The sequence below is a fragment of the Pseudomonas mucoides genome, assembly GCF_015461845.1.
Classification (GTDB): domain Bacteria; phylum Pseudomonadota; class Gammaproteobacteria; order Pseudomonadales; family Pseudomonadaceae; genus Aquipseudomonas; species Aquipseudomonas mucoides.
Genome location: NZ_JACOPW010000017.1, coordinates 1 through 10,625 on the forward strand (window position 1 = coordinate 1; position 10,625 = coordinate 10,625).

Here is a 10,625-nt window from a genome sequence, read left to right on the forward strand (position 1 = left end):
GCCTGGAAAGTGTCCGGATGGCCGTGGAATCGGTGTCCGGATGCTCGTGGAATGAGTGTCCGGATCAGCGTGGAATCACTGTCCGGATGTGCGTGGAATGGGTGTCCGAGTCAGCGTGGAATCCGCATATGGATCAGATAAATGCGAAATGGGGACGCGGGACGCTTCGACCAGGCCGCGTGCCGGTTGCTCCAGATTGGGGTATGAAGTGAGAGATGCTCAGTCCCTGCTACACGACACGGCTCGATCAGCTCTGGACTGTAAATTGCGAATAGACGCTTAGCTAAGGATCTACATTTTGCGCCACACCAAGGCAGGAATGGCCCGGATGTAAATTAGCTCGCTGACCAATTCAATCAGCGTTTGGGTAATGACTGCTGCCGCAGCGAGCCCTCTGATTTCCCCGGGCAAGGCCAGTGCGAGGGGCAGAACCACCAATGAATTTCGTGTCGAACTGCTGAAGGCCACTGATCTCGCAGTGATGGCCGGCAATTTAAATGCGCGCGCAACCAAGGCACCAACCAATGGGGCCAAGAGCATGAAAGCGAGGTAGACAGGAATAACAGGCATCAGCTTGTCCATGTCTCTAACTACAGCTGAAATCTGAGATCCGATAACTACGACCAACACAGCAGCCATAGCCGGTACAGGCATCCAAGCCCATGCGTTGTTCCAGCCCTCAACGACGCGCGATCTCTTTGCCCCGGCAGCTGTTGCTACCGCGAATACCAGAGGCAAAGCGATCAGCACCACAAAGGCCTCAACAAATGGCCCAATAGAAATGACCACTGCGGAGTCGCTACTCAGCATGAAGGCCAGGTAAAGCGGCAGCAGCACGAGCTGTAGCAAAAGTAGCAGTGGAGTGGCCGCCAGAGTGAGTTTGGAGTCACCTTTGCCTATATGGGTAAACACCACTACGTAGTCGATACATGGCGTCAGTAAAACCAACAGGGCACCCACCAAAATCGCTGGGTGATCGGTGATCCCCATCGTCAATGCCCAAACCAGCAAGGGGATGGCCACGAAGTTGGCTGTCAGCAACGCCGCCATGAATCGTTTGTTCGCAAGACCCTCCCGGAGATCCAAGAAGGGAATCTGTAGAAACATGGCGTACATCAGCACTGCGATGGCTGGTGTCACCAGCGCACCCATAGCTTGAGACGCATTGGGTGCAAGCAGGCCTCCGATGGCCGCGACCACGACCGCCACGAAGTAAACGGGAATTTGGTTTTTCTCTAGCTGTTCTCTGTCCACGAAATGCCCTTCAAGCGCGTGAAATTATTTTCTGAAGAGAGGGTAATATCTGTAGCTACTACAGGTTCAAGAAAATGCTTGGGGAATTTGCATGTCAGGAATCGGGGCGCTGTCGAAATCAACGGGTTGCCACATTGAAACAATTCGCTATTACGAAAAGATAGGCCTTCTACCTCCGGCCCTGCGGTCGGCAGGGCGGCATCGAATCTACACCGAAAAGCATCGATCCAGACTCATCTTCATCCGGCAGAATCGTGAGCTGGGCTTCCCACTCGACGACATCAGAGAACTCATTGCGCTCGCGGCAGATGCTGATCGTCCGTGCGCTGATGCACTGTCAGTCGTTAGAAAGCACTTGGCAGAAGTAGAGTCGAAGGTAGCTAAGCTCCAACAGATCCGAAAAGAACTGCTATCGATGGCCGGCACGTGTGAATCCACCTGCCTGGGTTCGTACACCCCAAACTGCACAATTGTTGAGTCACTGTTCCAGCCTGCTGCTGGATCTCGCTCTGGTTGCTGCTCCTAGGCGACTAACGAAGCGTCGGGGACAAGCCGCCATGGAAACTTCGTCAAAAGTATTGACCGTCCGCGTCCGGATACACTGGCCCACTTGGTGACGCAGAACCAGGCTCCCAAGTCGGCGAGGAGTGTCTTGCCAAACCCCGACTATATGGAGGGCGTCAAAGGCAGAAGGATCACTTTCTCGCTGGAAAGCGCCCTCAGCTCTGCAACCTCAAACATAAGGCGCTGATTCACTGAAGCGACTTTTGCCAGCTCCGCTAACAACTGATCGTTTTCAGCACGAAGCACTCTATTTTTCTCTCTCTCGCTCACCAGAGCCAGATGCTTCAAATCACGCTGGGCCCGCACCGATTTGCCTACAAGTGTGCGGATCCTCTCAGCCACCGCTGGATAGGTGTTATGAATGAGAGCAGGCGTTACACCTGCTGCACGTGCAACTGATGCGATAGAAAGCTTTTCGTCGGCAGCGACCATCCCATCGACGGCCTTATCAAGAGCGTCGAGAGTTTTTGACCTGGAACGGCCTGAAGGCCGCTGCTTAGTGGGATCAGCCATTCAGGGCCTCTTCAGAAGCATCGTTAAGTGGAGAAAGTCCCAAGCTCGTGAGGACATCGAACGCAACCTGTAAATCGCGCTCAGCGCGCTGCTTAACCGCAGGGCCGGCGTCTTCGATTTTGATTAGCTCTTCCTGCTGGAGGTAAATGTCCTGCCAAGTACCCGCGAAGAACTCGTCAATCACAGAGTGCTTGCAGCCAGGGCATCGAGTGGCCTCATATAATCCAGCTCCACCGCAGCCTCGCTCTGTCGCCAGACACCAGCCATGGCCAGTCGCGCGAATGTTGGCTTGAGGAGCAGTTTGCGCAAGCAAAGCAGCCCTACTCTTAATTGGTATTGCTCGTAGCTCAACTATCTTTTCACCGGCACCTCCAGCCAATGGCTGATCGTCGAGCCAGGATTCAATCAAGTCTATTTTAAACTCAGTCATCTGCTGCAAGATTTCATCAAATAGGGCGAGATCTTGCTGGGGGTTAGACGCATAAAGTTGGGTCATGCTCATACTGGTGTGTTTAAACTGCCACTTGAGATAGATCAGCGAAGTACGCCCCATACGCGACTCAACAAAGCACCTTGCATACGTTCGCCTGCACTGATGCGTCCTCAACGGCCATTCGCTCCCAGCCGCTTTAGCTAGGCGGTCGAAGGCCGCGTTGGATCCCTGGTCACTAAGAACGTCAACATGCTTATCCTTGAGATTACCGCCCTCAGCATGTCGACCGAGAAATAACTTATTTGAGTCCTTCCGAGCCTTGTGCAATCGCAGAAGGTGTTCACCCGGATCACAAGGAGCAGTGTTTTTTACCAGGCTTCGAATTTCAGTCTCTAGCTCCTTTCTTAAGGGAGCAGAATATTTTGCGAATAGTTCCAGAGCATTCAACGTCAATTCAGGGACAAGATACTCAACCTTCCCTTTACCGGTCCCCGCCGCGTCAGGATAGTTGTCGTGTGAGTTGATTCGATGAGTCTTGGTCGGTGGGCGGAAGTGAGAGCCGTGTGGCGCGTTATTCGATAGAGCATCGGGAGTGGGTGGTGCGGCAGATGATGCCGCCCTTGAACCGGACGGTGCCGGAGCTGGTGGAAGCGACAGGCATTACTGATGCCACCCTGTATGCTTGGCGCAAACAGGCCAGAGCAGCGGGAGCAGTGGTGCCGGCAGATGGACAGCAGGCCGACCAGTGGTCGAGCCAGGACAAGTTTCGGGTGGTGCTGGAAAGCGCCAGCCTCAATGCGGCTGAGCTGGCGGAGTACTGCCGGCGCAAAGGCCTGTATGTCGAGCAGATCAACGCCTGGCGCGAAGCCTGCGAGCAGGCCAACAGCCTGGCTCAGCCGAGCAAGACCCGGCGCGAACGCGAAGAGGAAAAGGCCGCGAAGAAGCGCATCAAGCAGCTGGAGCGTGAACTGCGGCGCAAGGATGCGGCGCTGGCAGAAACCGCAGCTCTGCTGGTGTTGCGAAAAAAAGCCGAGGCGCTCTGGGGGAAGGACGAGGACGAATGATCAGCGCCCCGGATCGCCGTGAAACGCTGCAGTTGATCGAGGGCGCCGTGGCGGCGGGAGCGCGGCGGGCGCAGGCCTGCGCCGAACTGGGCCTGTCGCTGCGCAGCCTGCAGCGCTGGCAGCACTGCCCGGAGGATCGGCGTCCTTCGGCACAGCGAGCTGAGCCGGCCAACAAGCTGACCCCGCAAGAGCGCTGCCGCGTGCTGGAGGTCGCCAACCAGCCCGAGTTTGCCAGCCTGCCGCCGCAGCAGATCGTGGCGCGGCTGGCCGATCAGGGCACCTGGCTGGCCTCGGAGTCGACCTTTTACCGGTTGCTGAAGGACGCCGAACAGCAGCATCCGCGCGGCCGTAGCCGCCCACCGGTGAAACGAGCGCTGACGACCCATGTGGCCGACGGCCCGAACCAGCTGTGGTGCTGGGACATCACCTGGCTGCCGACCACGGTCAAGGGCCGTTACTTCTACTGGTACATGATCAAGGACGTCTACAGCCGGAAGCTGGTGGCCAACGAGGTGCATGAAAGTGAAAGCGCCGAGCAGGCCGCCCAGCTGCTACGCCAGGCCTGCCTACGTGAACAGCGGGCAGGCCAGCCGCTGGTACTGCACTCGGACAACGGCAGCGCGATGAAGGGCTCGACCATGCTGGCGGCCATGCAGAACCTGGGTGTGATGCCCTCGTTCAGCCGCCCGCGGGTGAGCAATGACAACGCCTATGCCGAGGCCTTGTTCCGCACGGCGAAGTACTGCCCGCTGTGGCCGGAGCGGCCCTTCGACACGCTGGAGCAGGCCAGGAACTGGGTGAACAGCTTCGTGGCCTGGTACAACCATGAACATCGCCACAGCGCCCTGAAGTTCGTGACCCCGGCGCAGCGACATACTGGCCAGGCAGAAGAGTTGCTGCGCAAGCGTATCGAGCTGTACGAGGCGGCGCGTGCACGGCACCCGGAGCGCTGGAGCGGCAACATCAGGAACTGGGTGCTGGCACCAATCGTGTGCCTGAACCCGGAGCGGGAAGCGGTACTGCAGCAAACATCAAAGGCAGCGTGACACGCTCACGCGACAACTACCTTGAAAATCGCCGGGTCTTATGCTCAATCGTAGAAACCCAACAAAATAACACTCCATCTTTAATTTCCCTACGCCAGGCGCCAACCTCGATTCCAATTGCCTCATCGTTGCGCATTCCGCTAGTAATCGAAACGATGTACAGAACGGCATTCCGGCAACGAATAATCATTCGATGGTCGCTAGGGTGATATGCAATTCCATTAATCGCCAACTCGTTCTTCATCTCATGAACAATTCTTTCACAATGGTTGAAGATTTTTGACTGCTTAGCGTGAGGAATGATATCTGTCCGCCCTACGCCCCTATTCGCGGACTCCACCCCTTTGACTTTGCCTATCCCGCAAACACGCCATAACGAAGACTCCCCCCAAGGGTATCTTGAAATGGGGTGCAATGTATCCGCAGAAAACATCCAGAGAAAGTCTATAACCCGCAACCGCCCATACAGCGGAAGAGGTCGCAATTTCAGCTCTTCCTTGCATAGATAGATATAATTACTAATATGAATTTGGCGCATTTCAGAAAAGTTAGAGACACCTACGCTGGCCAACCAACGCAGGAAAGGCATGACACTAGCAACAGCAAATGTCGTTATACCCCTTGCAATTGGAGGCCGAGATTTTGGAAGCCCTCGCTTAAACCATGCGTAGGTAATAGCTTTGCTATCATCAATCAGTGCCGGCGGGAGGCTCATATCCCAACTAATAAACTTGTTGGATCTGGCAACGTTCGCTTGATCGAAGAATGGGCGAAGATCCCATTGAGCATCGCCAAACCTACTAAGTACGAGCGTTTCGCCACGCTCATTTACGATAGCACTAATGACGATAGCATCCCGTTCCATCGGACTTAAACCGTCAGCTGTAACTGGTTGAGCTACAAGGACGTCATATGCCTTCAGTACAGCATTAGCGGTACGAATATTCAAATCACACCGCTCTGTTTTTTGTTCATGAATTCAATCTTTTTTGCCCAGAAAGGATGCGGATCGGATTCAGCCTTGATCCGGGCCCGGCCAACTAATGCTCTATCAAACTTCCGAGAAGTAAAATCGTCAATAAGCTTGATATATTGAAGCTGACGCGCTCTCCACGCTTCCCATTCATCCGTGAGAAAATATGCAATCTCTGCATGTAAAAATTGCTGATAGCTAAATAACCGGTGCAAATCTTCTAGCGAACCTACAATTGCGTAGCTGGGACAACCAAGGCAGTGAATGAACTCAGAACAGTGATTCACACCATCTTTAGGCGCAAAGTTTCCGTATAGGCTATCCTTACAACCGCCTGGCGGGGTCGGAGTGATGTCGATGCCACGAAGCTTTTCAGGAAACGCCTCACCAATAAATATTGCGCCTTCCGTTTTAATCTCATCATTGATTCTGAGATAGTGATTATCTGCTACAGCGGTAGAATGCCCCATGACAGATGAAACTTCTAAGATATCACCACCACTAAGTTTCCATAGTCGGCTTTCCATAGTTTTTCGTAGCCGACTAAGAGTTACAACAAGCTGGCCGCCCTCATCATCTAGAAGGCCATGCCGCTGACAGATTCTTTTAGCTGTTACATATAGCGCACCAGGGGTAAGAGCGACGACCTCATTTGCGCGTCCCCTCTGCCCTGAGCGATATAGCCAAATGTAAGAGCTGATTTCATTAGATGCAAGCGCTACGAGCGGCTTGCTTATTTCGAGCGCCTTATTCAACACCGCAACCCCATCGAGCGGTACAGCGCTAAATTTGTCTAGCAGATTTGTCTGCCGAACTGTTTTGCTTTGAGCACCTTTACCCCGACGTTTTACGGTCGTAATCAACCTGAGATTGGGCATGAAAGGATGAGGCTTGAGTGCATCTCTGGTCATTTCCAGCAGCGGAGTAGTGTTAACTCCTGACCTTGCAGCTGTTAACAGCAGCAACACAGCCATTTCTTCCGCACTGTTACCGGAAAACCTATTTTTATGAATAGCTACGAGGTCGGATTTCAATGCCCGAACCAGCCTCTGCATTTCCGCCATTGAAAGAGGGTCAGCATCCTTAGTGGTCTTGTCATTGAAAGGAAATGGATTTGGAGGAAGAAGCTCGTCAATGTCCGATTCAATAAAGCCGTATTCAGCTAACGCAATAATCAGCGATTTGAAGCTGGTGTAATAATTCTTTGCGGTCGAGCCTTTTGGATACTTCAACTTCAGCCAAGAGATAAAGCGTTCTAGATGGCGCTTTGTCAATCCGTTCGGCGTAAGTGGTGGCGATTTAAGAGCTTCACTTTTTAAGAACCCAAAAAAGAACCTTAACCCATTTACAGAATACCCAAACAAGGTTGCTACCGAGTAATTCCCCCCACCTAGAAGCATCCTAATTACGTGCAGACTCTGGATCGCCCATGCATCAAATCCTAGGCCAATATATTGAGAGTGATCGATTTTTCTGTGGTTTCTCGGATTTTTAGGTAACGCAACTTTTAATTGTTCATCGACCGCCTCGACGCCCTTAGTGATGGTTTCTAAAGTAGCTTTGTATTTCTTAATTCTGGCCAAGTAGCAGCCCTCAGATCTGCGTTATGGGGGCTGACATAAACATCATATCGATCTCATCCTCGTACGCCAGCACGGATTGAGCCTCAAGCTGATTTATCAGATGAAGGTAAATCATAGTTGTCTGAACATCCGAATGGCCCATTCGATCTCTAACATACAACAATGGCTCGCCCTCAAAATCTTTACTTTTTCGAAGAGCAAGTAATGTATACGTGCCATAGGTATGTCGCAGCATATGAGCGCGAACATAGATCCCGCACTTCTTCTCATAAGACTTCATTACGTCGACAACTGCGTCTTTTGAGTAGTGCCTACCTTCATTCGTAAGAATCAACGCACTAACATTCCCGTCACCGAATCTTTTACGCATTTCTCTCTGATGGAGAGAGTAAGACCACATATCCTCCATCAGCGACCAAGGTACGTCGATGGTTCTAGGGCGGTCATATTTGATATGCATATCTGTGGGTTCTAGAGCGACGCTAATCATTTGCCCTTTACGCAAGCCTTTCTGCAATTTTGGGTTGAATACATATTTCAGTGGGAACGACCTAGCCTCACATGAGCGAAGGCCAGTTCTTACCATGAGATGGAAAAGTATTCGGTGGCTTGGGTCGGCATCTAAGCCAAGGCATTCCTTGACCTGATCCTTTGTTAAAAATTTGGTTAGCCGCTTTTGGGCCCTAACCATCACCGACGGCTTGGTGCTTTGGGCATTCGGTCGCGTAACGTGAGAGAGCAATCCGGAATGGGCAGATGTCCTGACCCGTCTCTCACCGAATGGCAGCACAGCGATCAAATTGCGCTGCTTAGCCCAGCGATAGAAACGCACGATCAATGCGAGGCGGTTATTAACGGTGCGGGGATCAAGCGAAAGCTCGCCACTCGACCAGTCTCGGTACCTCGAAAGCACACTCAGGCCGTTGGCCGCGCTTTCTTCGTCCCATTTCAGACCATTGGCTTCCAGGAACGCGAAGTAATCATAAAGACGTCGACCGTAGGCCTCCCAAGTCAGACGGCTCAGCGCTTCGCCAGACTCAACGAGTGCGTGCCAAAGGAAGGATTGCGCGGGTTCCACCGGCCAACCATCCCCCGCGATCAGCAGCGGAAATCCTTCAAATGAGCGACCGGCCAACGCTAGGTCTTTAGTTGCAAACAGCAGTCTCATACAAAGCCCTAGCCACAGAATACTCAGCACTATGAAAGCCAGTTAATTGCGGTTTCAGAGGTGCGTAGAAAGTGATGCGGACTGTACAAGATTTACTAACGATTTCTACCCCTCAGATCGTTGTTACTGAGCGTAATTATTGGTGTTGTTCTTAAGTCTGGCCTGAACAGTCTTTCGCATGAGCAGTAGAAGCTGTTGTTCTGGGGCTTGCGAAGAGTTAGGAGAAAAGTATCCTCGTGGCAACAGATTAGAAATCTTCAGTATTCAAGCCCGGTTGGAGGAAAGAGATGGAGCTGCTTTGGGCCACTGAGTCCTTAGTGATAGGAGGTCGTCCATATCCTGGATTCCCGATCTTGCTGTGGGACACCATGGATAGTTGCGTGCATGCGAACGAGTTTATGCGCGACTACCTCCTCCGAGGGGCCATAGGATCTAAGAAGTCTTGGCCTAGCACCGGGCGTGCTCTATACGATTATTTCAGCTTCCTCCAAGCGCATGGACTCGACTGGCGAGATGTAGATCGAGGTGAGGCAAAGAGCCTAGTCGTGGGCTACCGAGATTTCTGCTTGGTAGAGTGTCAGTTGGCACGTTCCACCACCCGCCAAAGGCTTCATTACGTATGCAAGTTCTACGAGTTTGCTCAACATCAGGGATGGGTAACCAAGCTACCGTTCAGACTTGAGGAGCGGAAAATAAATGGCGAGTCAGGTTTTCTAGCTCACGTTGCTGCCAATGGTGGAACAGCATTGGTGAATGACATCATGCCGGTGAAGCACCGAGTGCTGCCCAAATTTCTCAGCATGAACGAGATTAAGGCGCTGCTGGCAGAAGCAGAGAATCCACATCACCGAATGATGATCCGGCTGGGTCTTCATACAGGGCTGAGGCGAGAAGAAATCGCGACTTTTCCCTTGTCCTACGTCTTCGATCCCGACAAGGCCGGCAAACCTGAGCGAAACATTCGGATTCATCTCGATCCACAAGATGGTAGCAGTATGCGCACCAAGAGGAGCAAGCCGCGTGACATTTACATCAGTCGGCGTTTCCTCCTGGAGCTCCATCGATACGCGGTGCAAGTTCGTGGTGAGCGGGCTTCGTTGAGTGATACCCAGCACAAACCATTGTTTCTGAATCAGCTTGGTGAGCCTTACGCCGATGATGGAAAGCGCATTGAACGCATTGTCCGTGATATTGGAAAACGAGCGAACCTCAGAGTGCATCCGCACATGCTTCGTCACACCTATGCAACTCATACGCTACTCGCTCTTCAGCGCAATGGCCGAGAGGTTGAACCGCTCGTGTTTTTGCAGCGACAACTCGGCCACAGCTCCATCCAAACGACGATGATATACCTGCACCTGATCAATGAACTCGCTGACAATGCGGTACTGGCTTACGATGACGAGCTTGCAGATGGCATGGACGCATTTTAATGGGCAAGCGAAAGATCTTTGTTAAGACCGACCTCAGCGTGCCCCAGGTGGAACATAGTCGTGATTCAGTGGGTGCGGTTTTCGTACTTCCTGAAGCGCTTCCACCTACAAATACGAATGTCGATTTTGGGAGAAACCCTACCGGCTCTAGAAACTATGATTTCGCGTCGTGGTACGGGGTTGGTATCGATTCAATCACCTATGCATGCCAGCGGCAAATTGAGCGATACCTCGCCAAGCAAGACAGCGAAATCGAGCCGAGTACCGTAGCGAGTATATGCAAAGGCGGCCTAAATCACTTCCTCAACTTTGCGACTTTGCGAGCCACAGCGCTTGAGCGTGAGCTAGTGCTTGGAGACATTAATCGTTCCTTAGTGGACGATTTTCTCGGGCACCTCGCAGGCCTTGGCATCGCTACCCTCAGCCAGAGAAGTCACTACACGTCTGCGAAATCCATCCTGAATGCGTGAATCGCCCCTGGTTTTCTAGACACTCTCCAAGCTCAGGAAATAGCGTTTCTCATACTCTACTGGAGACAGCTGCATAGCACTGCTGTGTCGGCGTTTAGGGTTATAGAACATCTCGATGTAATCG

At 52.5% G+C, this 10,625-nt stretch carries 11 protein-coding genes and 1 pseudogene; 5 read left to right on the forward strand and 7 right to left on the reverse strand.

Annotated features, from left to right (window positions below):
- Positions 1-128: 128 nt before the first annotated feature.
- Positions 129-275 (forward strand): annotated as a pseudogene (locus H8F22_RS32850) (DUF4113 domain-containing protein); the annotation flags it as partial.
- 16 nt (positions 276-291) lie between these two features.
- On the opposite strand, the gene H8F22_RS32405 reads toward H8F22_RS32850, so the two are convergent.
- Positions 292-1,254 carry an arsenic resistance protein gene (locus H8F22_RS32405; protein WP_020302083.1) on the reverse strand — a complete coding sequence of 321 codons (963 nt, stop codon included), beginning with the start codon at positions 1,252-1,254 and terminating at the stop codon, positions 292-294.
- 91 nt (positions 1,255-1,345) lie between these two features.
- On the opposite strand from H8F22_RS32405, the gene H8F22_RS32935 reads away from it, so the two are divergent.
- Positions 1,346-1,780 carry a MerR family transcriptional regulator gene (locus H8F22_RS32935; RefSeq protein ID WP_020302084.1) on the forward strand — a complete coding sequence of 145 codons (435 nt, stop codon included), beginning with the start codon at positions 1,346-1,348 and terminating at the stop codon, positions 1,778-1,780.
- Positions 1,781-1,920: 140 nt separating this feature from the next.
- Here H8F22_RS32935 and H8F22_RS32415 read toward each other — a convergent pair whose 3' ends face one another.
- Together H8F22_RS32415 and H8F22_RS32420 are read right to left on the reverse strand one after the other, a co-directional pair.
- Complete coding sequence (locus H8F22_RS32415; RefSeq protein ID WP_019818070.1) at positions 1,921-2,331, reverse strand: hypothetical protein; 411 nt, start codon at positions 2,329-2,331, stop codon at positions 1,921-1,923.
- Positions 2,324-2,884: an integrase gene (locus H8F22_RS32420; protein ID WP_082438011.1), complete on the reverse strand. Its 561-nt coding sequence runs from the start codon at positions 2,882-2,884 to the stop codon at positions 2,324-2,326. The genes H8F22_RS32415 and H8F22_RS32420 overlap by 8 nt, the downstream gene beginning before the upstream one ends.
- Positions 2,885-3,327: 443 nt before the next feature.
- On the opposite strand from H8F22_RS32420, the gene H8F22_RS32425 reads away from it, so the two are divergent.
- Positions 3,328-4,874, forward strand: a protein-coding gene (locus H8F22_RS32425) for an IS3 family transposase (protein ID WP_264316681.1) whose coding sequence is annotated in 2 segments (ribosomal slippage) — positions 3,328-3,814 and positions 3,814-4,874 — 1,548 coding nt in all. Because the reading frame shifts where the segments join, the coding sequence is not laid out codon by codon here.
- A 16-nt stretch (positions 4,875-4,890) separates the two neighbouring features.
- Here H8F22_RS32425 and H8F22_RS32430 read toward each other — a convergent pair.
- The 3 genes from H8F22_RS32430 to H8F22_RS32440 are packed head-to-tail and all read right to left on the reverse strand — an operon-like array spanning position 4,891 to position 8,598.
- Complete coding sequence (locus tag H8F22_RS32430; RefSeq protein ID WP_228759046.1) at positions 4,891-5,823, reverse strand: hypothetical protein; 933 nt, start codon at positions 5,821-5,823, stop codon at positions 4,891-4,893.
- A complete protein-coding gene (locus H8F22_RS32435) occupies positions 5,820-7,430 on the reverse strand; it encodes a tyrosine-type recombinase/integrase (RefSeq protein WP_194941136.1) in 1,611 nt (536 codons plus the stop codon). The genes H8F22_RS32430 and H8F22_RS32435 overlap by 4 nt, the downstream gene beginning before the upstream one ends.
- A 10-nt stretch (positions 7,431-7,440) precedes the next feature.
- The gene (locus H8F22_RS32440; RefSeq protein ID WP_019818073.1) at positions 7,441-8,598 is read right to left on the reverse strand and encodes a tyrosine-type recombinase/integrase; all 1,158 of its coding nucleotides are present in this window, start codon (positions 8,596-8,598) and stop codon (positions 7,441-7,443) included.
- A 581-nt stretch (positions 8,599-9,179) separates the two neighbouring features.
- Here H8F22_RS32440 and H8F22_RS32445 point away from each other — a divergent pair.
- Both H8F22_RS32445 and H8F22_RS32450 read left to right on the forward strand, forming a co-directional pair.
- Positions 9,180-10,031, forward strand: coding sequence for a tyrosine-type recombinase/integrase (locus H8F22_RS32445; protein WP_228759047.1), 852 nt, complete (start codon positions 9,180-9,182; stop codon positions 10,029-10,031).
- Positions 10,031-10,501, forward strand: coding sequence for a hypothetical protein (locus tag H8F22_RS32450; RefSeq protein WP_194941137.1), 471 nt, complete (start codon positions 10,031-10,033; stop codon positions 10,499-10,501). Before H8F22_RS32445 ends, H8F22_RS32450 begins: the two co-directional genes overlap by 1 nt.
- Before the next feature lie 15 nt (positions 10,502-10,516).
- Here the strand turns inward: H8F22_RS32450 and H8F22_RS32455 are convergent.
- Positions 10,517-10,625 (reverse strand): IS3 family transposase (locus H8F22_RS32455; RefSeq protein ID WP_135192744.1); only part of this gene is annotated, 109 nt, incomplete at its 5' end.